This is a genomic window from Kribbella sp. CWNU-51, from assembly GCF_054073265.1.
Genome location: NZ_JBSXMZ010000040.1, coordinates 246,505 through 266,143, shown reverse-complemented (window position 1 = coordinate 266,143; position 19,639 = coordinate 246,505). Strand labels below are relative to the sequence as shown.

Sequence of the window (19,639 nt, the reverse complement as noted above, 5' to 3'; positions counted from 1 at the left end):
GGCGCGGCCCCAACCCGGTCATGCCGCGACCTACACCATCCTCACGCCTAACTGAACGGTATTGGGGTTAGCCGGCGGGTACCGGGGACCGCATGAAGCCTCGACACGATGCAGGCCACCGTCGTGGGACGGCACCACGGGTGGTCGGATCCATGGCTCCGCCGACGGACATCAGTGGGCCCTTCGTCTTCAGCTGGAGCGCGGTCGGAGAGTGTGCGGTCGTCCGCGTCGCCGGTCAGGTCGACGTCGCCACCGCACCAGCGTTCCGGACCGAGCTCGGGCACGTGATCACCACCAAGCTGTCCAAGCTCGTCGTCGACCTGCGGCGCGTCACCGCGATGGAGGCGGCCGGCCTCCACGTCCTCGTCGACGCCCACGATCTGGCCGTCCAGCACGGCGGCTGGCTGCGCGCGTCCGGAGCCGGGCAGTGGCTGGCCGACCTGATTCGGGCCGCCGGACTCGACCGGCCGCTCGACCACTACCCAACCCTCGCGGACGCGCTGCCCGCGCACCGTCCCGCCCCACAGGCTTTGCCGAGATCCGTGGACCGGTCCGGCGCTCGTCCCCGGATCCCGCTCTGCCCCAGCCCACCGCGCAACCTCGGGGATATCCGGTGCTCCGGTCGGTTCCGTGGGTGTTTGCGCGCGCCGTCGACCGGATCGCCAGGCCATCACAACGAGGCGAGGACGAAGACCTCCCACGGACGATCGCGGCGTCTCGGCGATTGTGATGGCCTGGAGGTCCGCCGCACCCCCGCCCCGCCCCGGCGGGTTTAGCGATGCCGCGCCGCTGACCGGACCTGCTCCACTCACCAAGCCGCACGATGCCAGAGAGGCCCCGCTCGACGGCGAGCACTTGGCGGCTGACGGACCGGGTTAGTGAGTGCCCCACGTCCGCCCAGGCCGAGACCCACGGGCCGCCCGGGCCGGGCTGGGGAGGATCTCCCACCCGATCCGGGACCAGATCCTCCCCACCCCGGCGGCAACCGACAGAACACGCCCGACTGCCCGAGACGCGAAGGAGGCGAAGGAGGCGAAGGAGCCACCCACGGATACGTCAGAAGAGCCGGATAACCCATGACCTCGACGCCATCGCGGGATGCCGGACCGGTCGGCATCCACGGATCCAAGCTTAGGTACGGCGAGGACGTCGTACTGCGGGATCAGCCGATCGGGTGATGATCGGTCGAGCCTGATGGGCGATTCGGGCGGGGTGGTCTCTCCGCGAGAGTCGTCGTATGACCTTGGAGAGTGTGCGGACGACGGCCCGAGGGCCTGTTGTCGAAGTCAGTGAGCTGCGGAAGTCCTACGGCGGCCGGAGTGTCGTCGACGGTGTGTCGTTCGCCGTCGAGGAGGGCGAGATCTTCGGGATCCTCGGCCCGAACGGCGCCGGCAAGACCACCACGGTCGAGTGCGTCGAGGGACTGCGCGTCCCCGACGGCGGCCGGGTCCGGGTCGCCGGCCTCGACCCGATCGCCGATCACGCGGCCGTCACCCGGGTCCTCGGCGCCCAGCTCCAGGAGAGCGAGCTGCAGGCCAAGCTCACCGTCCGCGAGGCGCTCGAGCTGTACGCCGCCCTGTACCCGAACCCGGCCGACTGGCGCCCGCTCGCCGAACGCCTCGGCCTCGTCGCCCAGCTGAACACCCGGTTCGGTGTCCTCAGCGGCGGCCAGAAGCAGCGCCTGTTCATCGCCCTCGCCCTGATCGGCAACCCCAGCGTGGTCGTCCTCGACGAACTGACGACCGGGCTCGACCCGCGCGCCCGCCGTGACACCTGGGAGGTCGTCGAGGACGTCCGCGCGCGCGGCGTCACCGTCCTCCTGGTCACGCACTTCATGGAGGAGGCGCAGCGGCTGTGTGACCGGATCGCCCTGATCGACAAGGGCCGGATCACCGCGCTCGACACCCCGCGCGGACTGATCAGCCGTACGGCGGGATCCACCATCATCTCGTTCACCCCGTCGGCCGCGCTCGACGACGTGGAGCTGGCCGCGCTGCCGGCGCTCGCGTCCGTCGAGCACAAGGACGGCCGGATCACGCTGGCCGGATCCGACGACACCGTCACCGCGGTGCTCTCGCTCCTCGCCCGGCACCGCATCACGGCCCACCAGCTCCGCGTCACCGACGCCACGCTCGACGACGCCTTCCTAGACCTCACGGGAGCCACTTCATGAGCACGACAGCACCGACGCGTACCAACCCTGGCCGGGCCGTTCTCCGGGCGGAGTCCCGGCTCTTCCGGCGTGAGCCCGGCAACCTCTTCTGGATCCTGGGTTTCCCGCCGCTGCTGCTGGTGATCCTGGGCAGCATCCCGTCGTTCCGGAAGGCCGACCCAGGCCTCGGCGGCCTCCGGCTGATCGACGTGTACGTCCCCATCCTTGTCCTGGTCGCGCTGATCGTGACCGGCCTGCAGGCGATGCCACCCGTCATCACCGGCTATCGCGAGCGCGGCATCCTGCGCCGGATGTCGGCGACTCCGGTCCGCCCGTCCGCGCTGTTGTCGGCGCAGATGGGGCTGAACGGCGCAGCGGCTCTAGTGTCGGCGCTGGCCTGCATGGCGATCGGCCGGCTCGCGTTCGACGTACGGCTGCCGCAGCAGGCGTTCGGCTACGCGCTGGCGCTCCTGCTCACCGCCGCCGCTGCTCTGGCCCTGGGTGCGCTCGTGTCGGCGCTCGCCCGGACAGCGCGGATCGCGACCGCGATCGGCACCGCGGTGTTCTTCCCGAGTTTGTTCTGCGCGGGCATGTGGCTGCCGGTGCGAGCGATGCCGCATCTCCTCGGCCACATCGTCGTACTCACTCCCTTCGGCGCCGCGGCCCGAGCCCTCGACCAGGCGTCGACCGGCCACTGGCCGGCCTGGTCGCATCTTGGCGTACTCGCGGCTTGGGCGATCGCGCTGTCCGTCGCGGCCGCACGCTGGTTCCGGTGGGAGTAGGCGACCGTCAGTGCAGACTGGAGGGGTGACGACCGCGCCGGACACAGACCTCGATCGGTGGCAGAACGCCCTCCGCAGGTGGATGCCGTACGGACTGCTTGCCGTGGCCGCGCTCCTGGCGTTCGCCACGGCCGACCTGATCATGCCGACGCCGGCTCAGAGGATCACAGCCGCCGCACTCGTCGGCGCGGCACTGCTGCTGCAGGTCTGGTGGAGCTGGAACGATCGCACCAGCCAGGGACCGAGCCGCCTGTCGGTTGTGTACTACTCCATCCGCTGGGCCCTCGGTCTGGCGCTGACCGTCATCAACGGGTTCTTCGCGTTCTACGCGGTCGCGGGGTACTTCGACGCCGAGGAACTGATCCCCGGACGGCGCCGGCGGCGGCTGGCGTGGTTCGCCTGTTCGATCCCGATCGCGGGCGCGCAGACGGGCGGGATACCGGTCGGCAACTCGACGAAGTGGGTCGTCTTCGCAGGTCTCCTGGTCGCCAACAACGTCCTGCTCAACACCGTCGGTCACTTCGCCGAACAGGAGCAGGTACGGTCCCGAGCCCGGGCGGCGACCATCGCCGAGCTCAAGCAGGCACAGGAGGAGAACGCCGCCCTGCAAGCCCAACTCGTCGTCCAGGCCCGCGAAGCGGGGATCGCCGACGAACGCCGCCGGCTGGCCGCCGAGATCCATGACACGATCGCGCAGGGCCTGACCGGCATCATCGCCCAGCTCCGGGTGGTCGCGAACACCTCCGACCCCGCGACCGTCCAGGAGCACGTGAACCGGGCCAGCGATCTGGCCCGCTACAGCCTCGGCGAGGCCCGCCGCTCGGTGCACAACCTCGCGCCGCAAGGCCTGTCGCACGACGGACTCGCCGAGGCGATGCAGAAGACAGTCGGCCAGTGGACCGAGCGGACCGGCGTACCTGCTGAGCTCACGCTGACGGGTCCTTCGCAGCACCTGCACGGCGAGCTGTCGGCGACCCTGCTGAGGATTACCCAGGAGGCGTTGGCGAACGTGGAGAAGCACGCGTCCGCTACCCGCGTCGGTGTCACGCTGAGCTTCATGGACGACGAGGTCACGCTGGACATCCGCGACGACGGAAAGGGATTCGACCCGATGATGCTCCCCGCACGCACCGGCACCGGGGGCTTCGGCCTCGACGGTATGCGTGCCCGCGCCGAGCGCATCGCCGGCTCGCTCACCGTGGAGTCCGAGCCGGGCTCAGGTACGGCGGTGTCGGCTCGCGTACCGTTGGTGCTCCATGGCTGAGATCTCGCTCCTCCTCGTCGACGACCACCCAGTGGTCCGGAACGGTCTGCGTGGCATGTTCGAGGCAGAGCCCGGCTTCACCGTGCTCGCCGAGGCGTCCAACGGCGTGGAGGCGGTGGCACTGGCCGCCGAGCTGGACCCGGACGTGATTCTGATGGACCTGCGCATGCCCGGGGGCGGCGGACTGGACGCCATCACCGAGCTGACCCGCCGCGGCGCCCGGGCGAAGGTCCTGGTCCTCACCACCTGGGACACCGACACCGACACGCTGCCGGCGATCGAGGCGGGCGCGACCGGCTATCTGCTGAAGGACGCGCCGCAGGACGAGTTGTTCACCGGGGTCCGCGAAGCGGCAGCAGGACGTACTGTGCTCTCCCCTGCCGTCGCCTCCCGGCTGGTCTCCGCCGTCCGTACGCCGGCCGCGACCCCGCTGGCCGCCCGTGAACGCCAGGTCCTCGCACTGGTTGCCAAAGGCACCTCCAATCGCGAGATCGCCCGCGAGCTCTTCATCAGCGAGGCGACGGTGAAGACCCACCTCAGTCACCTGTTCACCAAGCTCGGCGTGACCGATCGCGCGGCGGCAGTGGCCAAGGGCTACGAACTGGGCATCCTGGGCCAAGACTGATCGCCGGCCTCCGGTGAACGTGATGCCGTTCGTGATGTGTTTCTGGGCGACGAAGAAGACCACCAGGCAGGGCAGCGTGATCAGCACGGAGGTTGCCATCAGCAACGGTGTGTCGGTGCCGTTGACAGACTGGAAGCCGGCCCACGCGCTCCGGGAGATCAGCGGCGACGTCGATCAGCCCGGCCGGCTGGTCACCGCTCCCTGGTCGTTCGGTCGAGTGCCTGACGGGCGATCAGGAGTGTGGTCGCCGTACCGAGGATGCCGGCCGCGGCGATGGTGAGGTTCGGGGCGAGGAAGGTGCCGACGACGCCGGCCAGGGCGATGCTGACGCCTTGGATCGCCATCAGGCCGCTGGTCTGGACGGTGAAGAGCCGCCCGCGGTAGGACGGATCGACCGCCTGCAGGATCAGTGGGTCGACGCCCTGGTTGAACGCGTAACCGGCGCCGGAGACCGCGAGGAGGACGGCCGCGACCGGGATCGACGGGGTGACGACGAAGGCGATCGCCGGGAGCTGCGTCATCAGCAGGAGTGGAACGACGAGCCGTCGCCGCGTGGAAGGGGGAAACCGCGCGGCGACGAACTCGCCGAGTACTGTGCCGGTCGCGTAACCGGTGAAGAGCGCACCGGCGGCCGCCGCGACCGTTCCGGCCTGGGCCGTGTACGCGACCGCCAGACCGTCGGGGACCGAGGAGAACGCCGGCGCCACCCAGGTCAGCAGGATCAGACTGCGAAGCCGTTTGGTGGTGAACAGGTAGCGCAGCCCGGTCCAGGAGTCACCCACTGTGTTGCGGTGCCGCTCACCGGCCGGGGTGTACGGCGTACCCACGCCGATCAGCACGGCGGACGCGACGAAGGACACCACGTCGAGCGCGAGCAACCAGGTCGGCCCGATCGCCGCCACCGCGACCGCCCCCAGCGCAAACCCGGTCAGCACGGTCACCTGACTGATTGCCCGAAGCAACGACCTCCCGATCGGGAACAGGTCACCGGGCAGCAGGTGCGCGAGACTCGCGGCCCGCGCGCCGGAGAAGGCCGGCGCGATGATCCCGGTCGCCAGCAGCAGCCCGAGCAGCGCCGCCACCGGAAGTCCGGGGATCAGCATGACGCCGATCCACAGCCCGCTGAGCAGATCACAGCCGACCAGCACCCGCCGTGCCGGGAACCGGTCCGCGATCGACGAGAGCAGGATCCCACCCAGCGCGTACGGCAGGAACGAACACACCAGCACCAGGGCCGAAAGCAACGGCGACCCGGTCCGCTCGAACACCAGAATCGACAACGCGACCTGGGCGGCCACCGTCCCGAGCATCGACACCGTGTGGGCGAGGAAGATGGCGGGCATGCCGGGAACGCGCAGGACGCCTCGGTAGCCGGGGTTGGTCACAACAGTCGCGCTCACGTCGCGAGCGTGCCCGACCGCGGAGGCGCGGGCGTAGAGTTTTGGTTGTGACCGAAAGTTCGTTGCGATGACGGTACTGCGCTTCACCCAGGGCGACGCGTTGCGGTGCCGGTTCGGGGCTTCGCCGTTGTGGGAGACGATGTCGGCGGTGCGGGTACTGAACGGCTCGAAGCATCGGCCGCTGTACGCGGGCTGGGTGGAGACGAAGCGCGAGGCCGCGGCCGGACTCGATCTTCGCGGCCTGAAGGCGTTGCAGCCCCGCGTCGGGTTCACGCCGGACTTCCTGACTCCACCCCCGAAGGCTTCGCGGGCGAGGTTCGCGACCGAAATCGCCCGGGTCCGCAGTACGCCGCTCGAGCGGGTGCGGACCGAGCTGATCCGCTCACGCGACGAGCTCAGCAACCCCGCCGCACCGGCGATCAACCGGATGCTGCAGGACCTGGCCGGCACCCGGGAAAGGCTCGCGGACGAGATCGAGAGTGCGTGGATCACCTTGATCCAGCCCGACTGGCCGCTCATCAGCCGCGTCCTCGAGGACGACATCGCCTACCGCGGTCAGCAACTCACCGACGGCGGCTTGGCCGCGCTCTTCGACGACCTGCACCCGACACTCACCTGGGAGGACGACCGCCTGATCGCCAGCCGGTACCGCTCGGAAGACCGTGATCTCACCGGACAGGGCCTGCTCCTCGCCCCTGGCGTCTTCGCGTGGCCCTACCTCGTCATCGTCGTCGACCCGAGCTACCAACCCACTCTGGTCTACCCAGCCCGCGGCGCAGCCCGCCTCTGGTCCGACGCGCCCGCTCCCCCGGATCCACTGGCCCGCCTCCTCGGCCGCACCCGCGCAACCCTCTTGGTCGCACTCGACCCACCGGCAACCACCAGTGCGCTCTCCACTCAATACGGGTTGGCCTTGGCCACGGTCGCCGAACACCTCTCCGCTCTGTACGACGCGGGTCTCGCCACTCGGCGTCGTACGGGACATCAGGTGCACTACCGCCGTACCGAGGTCGGACAAGCCGTCATCGACGCCTCCGTCGGTTAACCAGGTTTCGGGGTCAGAATGCTGGAGTGAACAAGGAGCCGAAACCCGCTGCCGGACCCAGCAGTCGTCATACGCGGCGGTGGCCGGCATCGCTGGCGGTGTTAGCGGTACTGATCCTGCAACTGCTCGTGCCGACGCAGATCAATCTGCTGCCGCGATGGCTCATGCCCATCATCGGTGCGCTGCTCCTGCTGCCGCTGGTGTGGACGAACCCGTTCCACCTTCGCCGGGACGAGCCCTGGCTGCGCTGGGTGGAACTCGTGCTGGTCGCGATCCTGGTCCTGGTCAACGCGCTGTACCTGGCCGGCCTGATCGCCTTCCTCAACTCCGGAGAGGCGACCAACGGCAGGGTGCTGGTGAAGGGCGCTGTGGTGATCTGGGTGACGAACTTTGTCGCGTTCGCGGTCTGGTACTGGGAGGTCGACCGCGGTGGCCCGTTCGCGCGGGCGCCCGAACACGAGCGCAAGGTGGAGCGAGCGGACCTGCTGTTCCCACAGATGACGGTCGATCAGCGCGGGTGGGAACACTGGCTGCCCGGGTTCACCGACTACCTGTTCGTCGCGTTCACCGCCTCGACCGCGTTCAGCCCGACCGACACGATGCCGCTCAGCGCGCGGACGAAGGCGCTGATGGGTGTCCAGTCGCTGATCTCACTGCTCACCATCGCGGTGATCGCGGCGCGTGCGGTGAACGTCCTCTGAGATCTCTCTCGACAGGGATGTAATGGGCATGAGACTGTTATGCCCATGTACAGCACGAAGTCGGTCGGGTTGGGGTTCGCGGTGTTCTCCGCGATCACGTTCGGCGGATCGGGACCGTTCGCCAAGGCCCTGATCGGCGCCGGCTTCACGCCTGAGCAGGCGGCCTGGTTACGCATCCTCGGAGCCGCCGCCCTGCTTGTCCCGCTGATGCTGATCTTCCGCGGTTCGGCAGGACTCCGCGCAGCCCGATCGTCCTGGAAGTCCCTGGTGCTGTACGGCCTGACCGGGATCGCCGGGTGCCAGACCCTGTTCTTCATCGCGGCCAGCCGGTTGCCGGTAGGCGTCGCGCTGATGCTGGAGTTCTCCGGACCGGTACTGGTGGTCGCGTGGCTGAAGTTCGGCCAGAAGGTCGCCGTACCGCGGTCGGCCGCACTCGGTGTCGGCATCGCGCTGATCGGCCTGGCGACGGTCGCGGAGATCTGGGCCGGCCTGACGATCGACCTGATCGGTCTGCTCGCCGGTCTCGCGGCGGCCGCGTGCCAGGCGACGTACTTCATCCTGATCGACAAGCTGACGGGTGCCGCGGATCCGCTGGTGATGACCGCGGCCGGGAGTGTGGTCGGTGCCGTGCTGCTGACCCTGATCTCCGCGCCCTGGGGCATCCCGTGGCACACGCTGGTCGACACCATCGCGATCGGCCACCGGCACGCTCCCGGCTGGGTGCTGGCCGGCTGGCTGATCGTGGTCAGCACGGTCGTCGCCTACCTCGCCGGTGCCGCCGCGATCCAGCGGCTGTCGGCCGCCGTCGGCGGAGCAGTCGCGTACGTCGAGGTCGTGGCGGCGAGCATCTTCGCGCTGATCCTGCTCGGCGAGACGTTGAGCACCAACCAGATCATCGGCGGCGCGATCGTCCTGGTCGGGGCGTTCGTAGCCCAGTCGTCGGTCGGGAAGGTCGTGCCTCCGGAGATCCCGGACTCCGACGTTCCCCGAACCGACGTACTGGATCCGGCCGGCATCTAGCGCAACGAATCGACGAGCTCGCGGGGCAACCCGTGGGTCTCGTGCAGGTACTCGTAGTCGGTGTCGTCGAGGGACTTGTGGAACCGCTCGTGGCTGAGCACCTTGCGGCCGCGGTCGAGCAGGTTGCTGAACCGGATCTCCTCGTCGATCAGGATCCGGCGGACCAGCGTGACCGTCTCGCCCTGGTGGAAGTGGTTCAGCGTGTGCTCGAACAGCTCCAGCGGCAGGTCGGACAGCGACCGGGACTCGTCGTCGCGCCACAAGATCGTCAGCACCCGGCGGATCAGCCGGCGCAGCACGTAGCCACGGCCGGTGTTCGACGGGTGCACGCCGTCCCCGACGATCACGATGCTCGAGCGCAGGTGGTCGATGACGATCCGCTGCGACTCCTCGTCCAGCTGCCACAGCGTCGGGACGATCCGCAGCCACGGCTCGAACAACGACGTCTCGTACACCGAGTCCTTGCCCTCCAGCAGCATGGTGAGCCGCTCGAGGCCGAGACCGGTGTCGATGTTCTGCTGCTGTAGCGGTTCGAGCGAATCGTCGTCGAGCCGGCGGTAGCGCATCATCACGTGGTTCCACACCTCGACCCAGCGCTTGTCGGTGCTCGGCGTACCCTCCGGCTCGCCCTCACCGGTCCAGACGAACATCTCCGAGTCCGGGCCGCACGGACCGGTCGGGCCGTTCGACCACCAGTTGTCCTCGGTGGTCCGCTCGATCGGCACACCCAGCTCCTGCCAGGTCGTGAGCGACTCCTCGTCCAGCGGCACCTGTTCGTCGCCACCGAACACGGTCACGTACAGCTTCCCGGGGTCGATGCCGAAGCCGCCGGTCAGCAGCTCGTAGCCCCAGCGCAGCGTCCGGCTGCTCCCGTAGTCCCCGAGCGACCACGAGCCCAGCATCTCGAACACGGTCAGGTGGGTCGGATCCCCCACCTCGTCGAGATCGGTCGTGCGCAGGCATCGCTGGATGCCCACGAGTCTGCGCCCCAGGGGATGGGGTTCCCCTTCCAGGTACGGCGTCAGCGGATGCATCCCCGAGGTCGTGAAGAGCACCGGATCACCGAGCCGCGGGATGAGCGTGGAACCCGTCGTCGGGATGTGACCGCGGTCGAGGAAGAAGTCGATGAAGGTCCTGCTGATGGTCATGGTTCTGGTCCTTGTCTTTCACATGACCGGAAACCAGACCACCGGGCCTCAGAAACAACAAAACCGGCGAACCGTTTCCGGTCGCCGGTGGAGTTGGAAGATGTCAGGCAGCGGCAGCCGGAGAGCACGAAGCTCGTACGGCTGCGATAAGTCGGCCCATTTGCTGCATGTCGGCCAGGGTACACGATTCGCGGAGCTAGATGTCCAGGAGTTTCCTCAGTTCGGCGCCGGTGTGGGGCCAGGTCCAGGCGTGTTGGACCCAGTCGCGGCCGGCGGCGCCCATGGCTTGGGCCCGGGCGGGGTCGGTGAGGAGCTCGGCGATGCGTACGCCGGTGGGCGCGGGGTTGTAGGGGTCGACGAGGTAGCCGGTCTCGCCGTGGCGGACGGTGTCGGGGGCACCGCCGGAGTCGCCGACCACAACCGGCTTCCCGGTCGCGGACGCCTCCAGCGTGACGATCCCGAGCGCCTCCGGCTCGAGGCCGAACCGCCTGGTCCGGCACGGCATCGCGAACACATCCGCGGCATCGACGTACGGCGGAATGTCCGCCCACGGCACCGGCCCGGTGAACACCACCGACGACCGCACCCCCACCGCCGCCGCCAGTTCCTCGAGCCGTTCGCGATCAGGACCACCGCCGACCAGGAGCAGGATCGCCGACGGTACGGCGGCCAGGACCCGCGGCCACGCGCGGATCAACGTGTCCTGCCCCTTCCGCGGAATCAGCCGCGACACACACGCCACCACCGGCACACCCTCGAGGCCGAGCCCCTTGCGCACCTGCTCTCCCCCGCAGCCCGGGAAGAAGCGATCCGTGTCGACCCCGGGCGTCAACCGCCGCATCCGTCGTACGGCGGCCGGCGACAAAGCCGGCGCGATCTGAGCCTCGCACCACGACGACACCGTCGTCATCGTGTCCGCCGCGTCACCGATCCGCCGCAGCGCCCACCGCGCACCCGGTACGCCGGCCCACCAGGTCTCATGCCCGTGCGTCAACGCGACGATCCGCTGCGCCCCAGCCCGCCGCAGCGCCGGCCCCATCAGCCCGAGCGGCGCGGCCGCACCGAACAGCACCCGCTCCGCGTCGTACTCGCGCAACAGCCGGACCGCGTGCTTCGTGATCCGGGCCGTCGGCAACAACATCGTCGTCCGGTCCCGCACCACCGGGAACGAAAGGCTCGCGTCGTACGCCGTGTCGCCGGGCTCGTGCGACGTGTAGACGACGGGCTCGGGAAGCTCGTCGCACAAGGACCGGACGAACGTCTCGATCCCGCCCTGGCGCGGCGGGAAGTCATTGGTGACGACGAGCACCGTCATCGCGGCACCAGCGGCGGGACGGGCGTGCCGTACTCGGACGCCCAGGCCCGGCCCATCGCGATCCGCTCCGGCGCGGTCGGGTGGGTGGCGAACAGCCAGTACCGCCAGCGGCTCGGGTCCAGGCCGGAGATGTTCGTCACGGCCAGGTCGTGCTGCATCGCGACGAAGTCCTTCGAGTCGTTCGTCAGGTGCAGCGAGTGGTAGTCGGCGCGGGCCTCGATCCGGCGGCTGACCAGGTTCTGCACCGGGGAGGCGAGCGTCGTACCGGCGACTATCAGCGCGAGCAGCAATGCGGTCCGGCGCGGGTCGGCCATCCGGGCCCCGAGCAACAATCGCAGCAACGCCACCGCGAAGGCCGCGCCGAGCACGCCGATGATCGTGCCGTGCAGTACGTCGTTCTCCGCGGCGTGACCGAGCTCGTGTGCGACCACGAGCCGAACCTGCGCGGGCGGCGTGTCCTTCAGCAGCGTGTCGTAGACGACCAGCCGGCGGGTCGAACCGAAGCCGGAAACATAGGCGTTCACCGCGGTCGTGCGCTTCGACGCGTCCGCGACCAGCACATCCTTGACCGGTACGCCGTCCTGCGCCGCCAGCTGCAGGAACTCGTCACGCAAGGCGCCGGCCGGCATCGACGTGAAGTGGTTGAACCGCGGCTCGACCAGCACCGGATAGGCGAACGACACCCCGAGCACCAGCACCGCGGCAGCGATTGCCGCAGGCAACCACCACGCGCTGCGCCAGCGTTTGGCCAGGCCGATCAGGACGAGGGCGATCACCGCGAGTCCGAGTGACATCAGCAGCCAGTTGACGGCGCGGTCACGCGTCCACAACCCCCAGTCCTGCACCGACAGCCCGTACTTGCGGGTGACCCGCTCGGCCATCACATCCGTCGGGACCGTGATCAGGCTGGTGAGCAGTCCCAGTCCGAGGACGAGCAGCGGTACGGCGACGTACCAGCGCCGGATGCGGATGGCGTCGTACAGGCGCGGGCCGAGCGGGCTGAAGCCGATCGCGAGCGGGACCAGGATCGCGAGCCCCCACGAGGTTGTTGACCATGGCAACAACTCGTGGCGGAACGCGTTCTGGCGGGCGATCTCCGCGGCGGTGAAGTCGAGGCTCGCGTCGGGTGTGGGCAGGTCGATCAGGTGCCAGGGCGTGGTGACGACGATCGTCAGGATCAGCGCCACTGCAAGGACGCCCGCGGCCGCACGTGGTGCCCACCGTGCGACCGGCTCAGACACCGGCGAGCCTCTTGAGGTACTGCTGCCACTCGGCGACGAACTCCGCCTCGGTCATCCCCAGCACCGACTTGAACGCATCCGCCAGACCGCTCGTGGTCTTCGACGCGTGCACCGCCCGGTAGAACTTCACCAGCTTGCTCTGCCCCTCCCGCTCGGAGATGAGCCGGCACGCGAGCCAGGCCGACTCGTACGCCTGGGGCAGCTCCGTCGCCGACGCCGCGAACGCCTCCGGCGCCGGGAGCGTGGCCGGCACCTTGCCGGCCCGGATCGCCTTGAACAGCTCCTTCGCCGCCGACTCGTCCTGTACGGGTACGGCGGTGAACGCGACGTAGTCGGCGAACCCCTCGGCCAGCCACAACGGCACCGGCGAGGCCGTCGCGGTCGAGGCGACGTGGGTGGTCTCGTGGGTCAGCACGATCCGGCGGCCCTGTCTGCCGAGCTCCTCGAACAGCTTCGGATTCGCCACGATCCGCACCGGGGCACCGGCTTCGGGCGTGTCCAGCTCGGCCATCGTGACGGCGGCGATCTGGGTATACGTGTTGGGCTGGGCGCCGAGGACGGATTCCATCTGTGCCTGCTTGGCCGGCAGGTAGACGATCACCTTCTGCCGCCAGCCCTTGCCCCATACCTTGGTGACCGACTCGACCGCCTTGTCCGCGACGGACACGTAACTCTTCGCGTCCGCCTCCGAGCCGAGACTGATCACCAGGCTGTGGTCGCCCTTGGCCACATCGATCGGGCCGAGCGCCCAGATCGGCCGGCGCTGACCGGCCACGAACCGCTCCGAGAACGAGGCGGCGTACGTCGCTCCGTCACGCGTGACGAACGTGACCGGGAGGGTCTCCCGGGCCGGCTTGGCGTCGAACCCGGCGAGCTGCCAGGACACCTCGACCTGAGCCAGCCAGGCCTGACTGCCGCCGAGCGCGCGCTGGCGGTCCGGAGTGAGCGCCCCGGTGTCGTCGCTCACGTACCGTAACTGGAACGTGCCGATCGGAAGCGTGCTCAGGTTGGCGAAGATCGTCCGCGCGCTGGCCCGGAACTCGGCGGCCTTCGGGTCGATGCTGTCCAGGAACTCGGTGCGGTTGTCGTTCTCGACCGCGTCGGTCATCTTCTGCAGCACGGCCTCGCCCGCGACGGCCCGCCGTACCCCCTCGGCGGCTTCGTCCGGGGTGGTGGAGGTCTGCGGTGGGTGCGTGCCGGACGCGTTCGGGTCGGCCGGCGCGTCGGCGATCTGGCGGAGTCCGGCGTACCCGGCTCCGGCGACCAGGCAGACGGCCAGGCCGAGGGCGACCTTCTTCGCGATCGGGGTGAACGACGGCGGGATGCTAGGACCACGCAGCGCCGGGCGGTCCACAGCTGACGCTCGGTGATCACCGAGCTCCGGACGGTCATCGGCCGGAGGAACCGCCGGGAGAGGCACTGTGTCGCCCTGTTCGTCGATCACCTCGGCCCCTCGCTGCTCACCTGCCCCAGTCAGGCGGGACACTACGTGCCTCCTCCGACACTACGGCACTCGGATGATCGTGAAACGAATCGGCTCCGGGGGTCGTGCCCCCCGGAGCCGATGAGTATGTCAAGGACGCAGGTCAGCCCGGGCGGACCGCGGTGTTGTACGGCATCTCGTCCATCGGGGCGGTCTCGACCGACTTGCCCGGACGGGGGGCGTGCACGATCCGGCCGTTGCCGATGTACATCGCGACATGGCTGATCGGCGAGTAGTAGAAGATCAGGTCGCCCGGCATCAACTGGTCCTTGCTGACCCGGCGGCCCTCGCCGGCCTGCGCCTTCGACGAGTGCGACAGCGAGACGCCGGCCTTGGCCCAGGCGTACATCATCAGGCCTGAGCAGTCGTAGGAGCTGGGACCGTCGGCGCCCCAGACGTACGGGTCGCCGAGCTGCGACAGCGCGGCCGACACCGCGGTGCCGGCGCGGCCGCTGACCGGCACCGGCAGGTTGTCCATCCGGTCGCCGGAGCGGGTCGGCCGCTCCTTGCGTGCCTTCTCGGCCGCGTCGGCATTCTCCTGCGCGATCCGCTTGCGGTCGGCGTCGCTGAGCTTGTCGAGCACCTTCTCGGCGGCGTCGAGGTTGGTCTGGAGCTGCTTCTTCAGCGTGTTCTGCTGCGCCTGAACGGCCTGCAGCGCGGACAGTTCGGTCTGCTCACTGGCCTGCAGATCGGTCAGCTTGCCCTCGGCCTGCTGGTAGCGGCGCAGCGCGGTGTCCTGCTGGCCCGCGAAGGCTTGGGCGGTCGACGCCTGGCTGAGGAACTGGTCGGGGTTCGGCGACAGCAGCAACTGGGCCGTCGTCGACATCCCGGAGGTCTGGTACCCGGCGACCGCGAGGGATCCGATCTGCCGCTTCACCGTGTCGACCTGGCCCTGCTGCTTGGCGATGGCGGCCTTCAGGGCGTTCACCCGGGCGGTCGAGGCGCTGATCTGCCCACGCAGGTCGTTGGCCGACTCACCGGCGACCTCGGCCTTGTGCTGCAGTGCGGCGACCTGCGCCTTCGCCTGCTCCAGACTGGGCTTCGGATCAGCGTCCGCGGCTCCCTGGATGAAGATCACGCCCGCGACGACGGCGGTGCTGGTGATGGCGGCGAGGGCGATTCCCTTGGTGCGGTTGATGCGTCCGGTGGACACAGCCCGGTCGGTCCCTTCCTCTGCTCGCGCCGTCCCCGTCAACCGCGCCGGCTGTGGATGTCTCACCCACAGGCGCCGACTGGTTACTCCCTCGGCTTGCCGCTGCCCGGCCGGTCTGATCAACCGGCGCCCTGAGGCAACGAGACGTAACAGTAGTGACCGTTTCGTGACCAGTGCAATTCGCCCCTCGGGTTTGATCCAAAATTAACGAAGGATCATCCCGACCCAACGGCCGTTTCACCTTCACCTGCAGGGCTTTCGGCAGCAGTGTCGGGGTCGACACTGCTGACAGCGTGAACGAGGCGGAGCGGTGGCACCAGACCCGACTCGGCCAGGGCGTCCAGAGCGGCCTTCTCGTCGTCGTCGATCCGCAAGCTGCCGGACCGTCCGGCGGCGCCGGCCCTTTCGGTAGCGAAGCCGAGCACCACCGTGACCACGCAGTCCTGACAGCCCGGACCCTTCATCACGCACGCGTCGCAGTCGATCAGCACAACGTCCTCCAAAGTGGGGAAGCACCCGGACTTGCATCCGGCTGAGAAGGACGCTAGAGAAGGCCGCCGACAGTTTTCGTGCTCAGGCGCGAGCGATGCGTGCGATCAGACTGGCCGCGGAGAGTGAGCGGGCGCCCAGGTTGATGATGCTTTCGGCAACCTCGCGGTCGGTGGAGACGACGACGACCGGGCGCCCCGGGGGCTCGGCGCGGACCAGTTGCCGGATCACCTCATCGGCGATCACCCCGGCCGGGCTGAAGCGCACGCGCACACCACGCGGCGGATTCAGCTGCACCGGACCGGACAGCTCCGCACCGTCGAAGACGACCGTGACTTCGATCCTGCGTTGGGCGACCAACGCACCCAACGCCGTCACCAACCGCTGACGCTGCGAATGCAACGGTGAGTTAGGCCACGCGGTCTTCGTCACGTTGTAGCCGTCGATGATCAGATGCACCTGAGGCAGCGACAACAGTTCGTCGAACAACGCCGGATCGTCCTCGGGCGCGGTCCGCCCGACCGGCGCGGCGTCAGGCTCTCTCCCGGCCACGGTGTCGGCCGGCCTGAGCTCTCCCCCGGGCGGCAACGCCAGTTCGCGCCGCAGTCCACTCGCTGCCTCGAGCACTGTGTCCAGCAGCAGGCGTGTCCGGGTCGACGCGAGTTCGCGTTCCTGTCCCGCCGTACGACGGGCCGCGTGTTCGACCGCTTCCAGTTCGGTGATGCGGGCGCGGAGTTTGCGCAGCTCACGCTCCACTTCGGCGCGGGCGGCGTCGACGCGCTCGTCGGCCGTCTCGGCCTGCGTCGTCCGGATCTCGAGATCGCTCTGCAGCCCGCTGATGCGCTGACGCGCCTCGTTCAGTTTGCGGCGGAGCGTGACGTTCTCGGCCTTGAGCTCGTTGACCTGTTCACGAAGCCGTTCGCGGACCTGGCGGGTCTCGGTCCGGGCCTGATCGAGCTGGTCGGAGAGCCTGCTGACGACCTCGCCGTCGACCTGCGGCGTCTCGACCGGCACCTGGGCGGCCGCGGCGACGCGCTGCTCCCAGTCGTCCGGGCGGAGCAGGTAGGCCAGCGCCGCGACCTCGATCGGATCCGCGGTCGGAACGGGGATGCCCTCGGCCACGGCATCGCCGAGCTCCGGGTGCTCACGCCGTACCTGGAAGGCCGCGAGCCGGCGGAAGTGGTCGTCGGTCTCGAGGATGGGGCCGAGCACTGACGCCGACAACTTCGCGCGCTTGGCCGGCGCGAAACTGGCGAACCGGCGCAACGGGGCCGGGATGTCGGAGGCGGGAAGCTGGCCGAGGGCGTGCGCGGCGAGAGTGAGAACCCGTTGCCGGACCGGTTCGGGCAAGGTCGTAGCGGCGGAGCCCGGGGCGGTGCCTGCCTCAGTCACCGGTCCGCAGTCCGGCCGGAATGCTGGCCTGGCTCAGCCAGTGATGCAGACCACAGCGGGCGGGCACGAAGCCCGGAATCGCGGTGATCGCCTGTGTACGCATACAGAGAGCCTAGTCGACTCCCGCGCGTGTCACCTGCGGAATTGTCGGTGGTGGCTCTTAGCGTCGTGGACATGACCAGCCCTGTGCGCGCACCGGCTCCGGAACCGCTGATGCCGATCCGCGGTGTCCAGCCGAGTTTCGACGACCTGGGTACGCCGCTGCGCGACGTCACGTTCTGCGTCGTCGACCTGGAGACCACGGGCGGCGCGCCGGGTGAGTCGGGGATCACCGAGATCGGTGCGGTGAAGGTGCGGGCCGGTGAGCTGATCGGCGAGTTCCAGACGCTGGTGAACCCGTCGGACCCGATCCCGCCGTTCATCGCCGTACTGACCGGCATCACCAACTCGATGGTTGCCTTGTCACCGCGGATCGAGTCTGTGCTGCCGGCCTTCCTGGAGTTCGCCCAGGGGTGCGTGATGGTGGCGCACAACGCGCCGTTCGACATGGGCTTCCTGAAGCACGAGAGCCTCGTGCACGGGTACGACTGGCCGGACTTCGCCGTCGTCGACACCGCGCTGCTGGCGCGCCGGGTGATCACGCCCGACGAGGCGCCGAACTGCAAACTCGGCACGCTGGCCAAGCTCTTCCGGACCACCACGACGCCGAACCACCGCGCCTTGTCAGATGCCCGTGCGACAGTCGACGTGCTGCATGGGCTGTTCGAACGCGTCGGCTCGCTCGGTGTGCAGACGCTGGAGGATCTGCAGACGTTCTCGTCCCGGGTCGCGCCGGCCGTCCGCGCGAAGCGGCACCTGGCCGAAACGTTGCCGCACGCACCGGGTGTGTATCTGTTCACCGACGATCGCGGCGAGGTGCTGTACGTCGGCAAGTCGAAGGACCTGCGGACCCGGGTCCGGTCGTACTTCACCGCCTCTGAGACCCGCAACCGGATCGGCGAGATGGTCGGCATCGCGACCGGCGTCCGCGGGATCGAGTGCGGGACGTCGCTCGAGGCCGAGATCCGCGAACTGCGGCTGATCGCGGAGCACAAGCCGCGGTACAACCGGCGGTCGAAGTTCCCGGAGCGGCAACACTGGCTGAAGGTCACCGTCGAACCGTTTCCCCGCTTGTCGCTGGTGAAACAGGTGTGCGACGACGACGCCGGGTATCTCGGCCCGTTCAGCTCGCGGAAGACGGCCGAGCGGGCGATGGCCGCGCTGCACGAGGCGTTCCCGATCCGGCAGTGCACCGCGCGGATGTCACGGCACCCGCAGTTGTCTCCGTGCGTACTGGCCGAGATGGGCCGCTGCGTGGCGCCGTGCGACGGACGCATCTCGATGGATTCGTACGGCGAGTTCGTGACGGCGCTGCGGACGGCGCTGACCGTGGATCCGACGCCCGTGGTCGAGGCGGTGGACCGGCGGATCGACGTACTGTCGGCAGACGAGCGGTTCGAGGATGCCGCCGTCCATCGGGATCGGCTGAGTGCCTTCGTGCGCAGCTCGGCGCGGATGCAGCGGATGGCGTCGGTGACCGGGTGCGCCGAGATCTGCGCGGCCCGGCGGACCGACGACGGCGGCTGGGAGCTGCACGTGATCCGCCGCGGCCGGCTCGCGGCGGCCGGGATCAGCCCGCGCGGGACGGATCCGCGCAAGTACCTGGACATGCTCCGCGCGTCCGCCGAGACCGTGCTGCCCGGCATCGGCCCGGTGGCCTCGGCCTCGCCGGAGGAGATCGAGCTGGTCCTGCGCTGGCTCGATCAACCCGGCATCCGCCTGGTCGAGATGGACGGCACCTGGACCTGCCCGGTCAGCGGCGCCGGCCGCCACCTCACCCGCCTCGACAACGCCCACTCCGACGTCCACCACCACCCCACCGAACGCCGCCGCCACCTGCGCCCGCTCGGTCCCGCGCGGGTCGGCTAGGCCTCGATGAACTGGTAGTCGGTGCGGATCCTGCCGTCGGGTGCGAGCAGGAGGAGATCGATGCCTACCGCAAGCACCTCTCCGCCGCCGGCCGGCACCATCTCCCAGCGCAGCTTCACCATGTCCTGCAAGGCCGCGGCCTCACCGTGCGGCCGGAACACGAACTGCCCCGGCGCGACGAACTCGTCGTACGCCCGCGTCACCCGCCGTACGAGTTCCTCGTGCCCGCGGGCCTCCAGCGTCACGGTGACGCCGATCTGCTCGGCCCGCTTGACGATCTCCTCCGGCGGTTCGAGCAGATGCAGGCCGTCCTCGGTCCACAGCTCCTGGATCGCCTTCCGGCGGCTTTCCGCGTCGGGTTCGTTCCACACCGCGACGTACCGTTCGGCCAATTCCTGCGCGTCGGACAAGACATCCTCCTCGAGTCCGGGCGACCCCTCGCCGCCCTGCCTCAGAGCTTG

At 69.4% G+C, this 19,639-nt stretch carries 18 protein-coding genes; 9 read left to right on the top strand and 9 right to left on the bottom strand.

Going from position 1 to position 19,639, the window contains the following annotated elements; genetic code table 11:
- The first annotated feature begins 152 nt into the window (after nt 1–152).
- From ACXC9Q_RS33680 to ACXC9Q_RS33660, 5 genes are all read left to right on the top strand, one after another.
- A complete protein-coding gene (locus ACXC9Q_RS33680; protein WP_457060690.1) occupies nt 153–776 on the top strand; it encodes an STAS domain-containing protein in 624 nt (207 codons plus the stop codon).
- Between the two features lie 461 nt (nt 777–1,237).
- Complete coding sequence (locus ACXC9Q_RS33675) at nt 1,238–2,173, top strand: ABC transporter ATP-binding protein (protein WP_457060689.1); 936 nt, start codon at nt 1,238–1,240, stop codon at nt 2,171–2,173.
- Nucleotides 2,170–2,934, top strand: coding sequence for an ABC transporter permease (locus ACXC9Q_RS33670; protein ID WP_457060688.1), 765 nt, complete (start codon nt 2,170–2,172; stop codon nt 2,932–2,934). The genes ACXC9Q_RS33675 and ACXC9Q_RS33670 overlap by 4 nt, the downstream gene beginning before the upstream one ends.
- Before the next feature lie 25 nt (nt 2,935–2,959).
- Entirely contained in the window at nt 2,960–4,198 is a 1,239-nt protein-coding gene (locus ACXC9Q_RS33665) for a sensor histidine kinase (RefSeq protein ID WP_457060687.1), read from the top strand.
- Entirely contained in the window at nt 4,191–4,823 is a 633-nt protein-coding gene (locus ACXC9Q_RS33660) for a response regulator transcription factor (RefSeq protein ID WP_329475765.1), read from the top strand. The genes ACXC9Q_RS33665 and ACXC9Q_RS33660 overlap by 8 nt, the downstream gene beginning before the upstream one ends.
- A 191-nt stretch (nt 4,824–5,014) precedes the next feature.
- Here the strand turns inward: ACXC9Q_RS33660 and ACXC9Q_RS33655 are convergent, their stop codons facing one another.
- A complete protein-coding gene (locus tag ACXC9Q_RS33655) occupies nt 5,015–6,223 on the bottom strand; it encodes an MFS transporter (RefSeq protein WP_457060686.1) in 1,209 nt (402 codons plus the stop codon).
- 67 nt (nt 6,224–6,290) lie between these two features.
- Between ACXC9Q_RS33655 and ACXC9Q_RS33650 the strand changes: the two genes are divergently transcribed.
- From ACXC9Q_RS33650 to ACXC9Q_RS33640, 3 genes are all read left to right on the top strand, one after another.
- Nucleotides 6,291–7,268: a DUF5937 family protein gene (locus ACXC9Q_RS33650; protein ID WP_457060685.1), complete on the top strand. Its 978-nt coding sequence runs from the start codon at nt 6,291–6,293 to the stop codon at nt 7,266–7,268.
- A gap of 98 nt (nt 7,269–7,366) precedes the next feature.
- A complete protein-coding gene (locus ACXC9Q_RS33645; protein WP_457060684.1) occupies nt 7,367–7,969 on the top strand; it encodes a hypothetical protein in 603 nt (200 codons plus the stop codon).
- 45 nt (nt 7,970–8,014) lie between these two features.
- Entirely contained in the window at nt 8,015–8,989 is a 975-nt protein-coding gene (locus tag ACXC9Q_RS33640; protein WP_457060683.1) for an EamA family transporter, read from the top strand.
- Here the strand turns inward: ACXC9Q_RS33640 and ACXC9Q_RS33635 are convergent.
- The 7 genes from ACXC9Q_RS33635 to ACXC9Q_RS33605 all read right to left on the bottom strand — a co-directional run bounded on the left by ACXC9Q_RS33635 (nt 8,986) and on the right by ACXC9Q_RS33605 (nt 17,210).
- Nucleotides 8,986–10,137: an alanine--tRNA ligase-related protein gene (locus tag ACXC9Q_RS33635; RefSeq protein WP_457060682.1), complete on the bottom strand. Its 1,152-nt coding sequence runs from the start codon at nt 10,135–10,137 to the stop codon at nt 8,986–8,988. The genes ACXC9Q_RS33640 and ACXC9Q_RS33635 overlap by 4 nt on opposite strands.
- Nucleotides 10,138–10,333: 196 nt before the next feature.
- On the bottom strand, nt 10,334–11,452 hold the full coding sequence (locus tag ACXC9Q_RS33630) for a glycosyltransferase family 4 protein (protein WP_457060681.1): 1,119 nt from the start codon (nt 11,450–11,452) through the stop codon (nt 10,334–10,336).
- Nucleotides 11,449–12,693: a M48 family metalloprotease gene (locus tag ACXC9Q_RS33625; RefSeq protein ID WP_457060680.1), complete on the bottom strand. Its 1,245-nt coding sequence runs from the start codon at nt 12,691–12,693 to the stop codon at nt 11,449–11,451. The genes ACXC9Q_RS33630 and ACXC9Q_RS33625 overlap by 4 nt, the downstream gene beginning before the upstream one ends.
- Nucleotides 12,686–14,179: a hypothetical protein gene (locus tag ACXC9Q_RS33620; protein ID WP_457060679.1), complete on the bottom strand. Its 1,494-nt coding sequence runs from the start codon at nt 14,177–14,179 to the stop codon at nt 12,686–12,688. The genes ACXC9Q_RS33625 and ACXC9Q_RS33620 overlap by 8 nt, the downstream gene beginning before the upstream one ends.
- A gap of 100 nt (nt 14,180–14,279) precedes the next feature.
- Entirely contained in the window at nt 14,280–15,329 is a 1,050-nt protein-coding gene (locus ACXC9Q_RS33615; RefSeq protein ID WP_457060678.1) for an NlpC/P60 family protein, read from the bottom strand.
- Nucleotides 15,330–15,544: 215 nt separating this feature from the next.
- Nucleotides 15,545–15,820, bottom strand: a complete 276-nt coding sequence (locus tag ACXC9Q_RS33610) for a hypothetical protein (protein WP_329475748.1) — start codon at nt 15,818–15,820, stop codon at nt 15,545–15,547.
- An 82-nt stretch (nt 15,821–15,902) separates the two neighbouring features.
- Entirely contained in the window at nt 15,903–17,210 is a 1,308-nt protein-coding gene (locus ACXC9Q_RS33605; RefSeq protein WP_457060677.1) for an NYN domain-containing protein, read from the bottom strand.
- A 174-nt stretch (nt 17,211–17,384) separates the two neighbouring features.
- Between ACXC9Q_RS33605 and ACXC9Q_RS33600 the strand changes: the two genes are divergently transcribed.
- Entirely contained in the window at nt 17,385–19,178 is a 1,794-nt protein-coding gene (locus ACXC9Q_RS33600) for a DEDD exonuclease domain-containing protein (protein WP_457060676.1), read from the top strand.
- Here ACXC9Q_RS33600 and ACXC9Q_RS33595 read toward each other — a convergent pair.
- On the bottom strand, nt 19,175–19,588 hold the full coding sequence (locus ACXC9Q_RS33595; RefSeq protein ID WP_457060675.1) for a hypothetical protein: 414 nt from the start codon (nt 19,586–19,588) through the stop codon (nt 19,175–19,177). The genes ACXC9Q_RS33600 and ACXC9Q_RS33595 overlap by 4 nt on opposite strands.
- Nucleotides 19,589–19,639: the final 51 nt, after the last annotated feature.

Coding starts and splice junctions, on each gene's coding strand:
- ACXC9Q_RS33680 (WP_457060690.1), top strand. CDS start 153: ATGGCTCCGCCGACGGACATCAGTGGGCCCTTCGTCTTCAGCTGGAGC.
- ACXC9Q_RS33675 (WP_457060689.1), top strand. CDS start 1,238: ATGACCTTGGAGAGTGTGCGGACGACGGCCCGAGGGCCTGTTGTCGAA.
- ACXC9Q_RS33670 (WP_457060688.1), top strand. CDS start 2,170: ATGAGCACGACAGCACCGACGCGTACCAACCCTGGCCGGGCCGTTCTC.
- ACXC9Q_RS33660 (WP_329475765.1), top strand. CDS start 4,191: ATGGCTGAGATCTCGCTCCTCCTCGTCGACGACCACCCAGTGGTCCGG.
- ACXC9Q_RS33650 (WP_457060685.1), top strand. CDS start 6,291: ATGACGGTACTGCGCTTCACCCAGGGCGACGCGTTGCGGTGCCGGTTC.
- ACXC9Q_RS33640 (WP_457060683.1), top strand. CDS start 8,015: ATGTACAGCACGAAGTCGGTCGGGTTGGGGTTCGCGGTGTTCTCCGCG.
- ACXC9Q_RS33635 (WP_457060682.1), bottom strand. CDS start 10,137: ATGACCATCAGCAGGACCTTCATCGACTTCTTCCTCGACCGCGGTCAC.
- ACXC9Q_RS33630 (WP_457060681.1), bottom strand. CDS start 11,452: ATGACGGTGCTCGTCGTCACCAATGACTTCCCGCCGCGCCAGGGCGGG.
- ACXC9Q_RS33600 (WP_457060676.1), top strand. CDS start 17,385: ATGACCAGCCCTGTGCGCGCACCGGCTCCGGAACCGCTGATGCCGATC.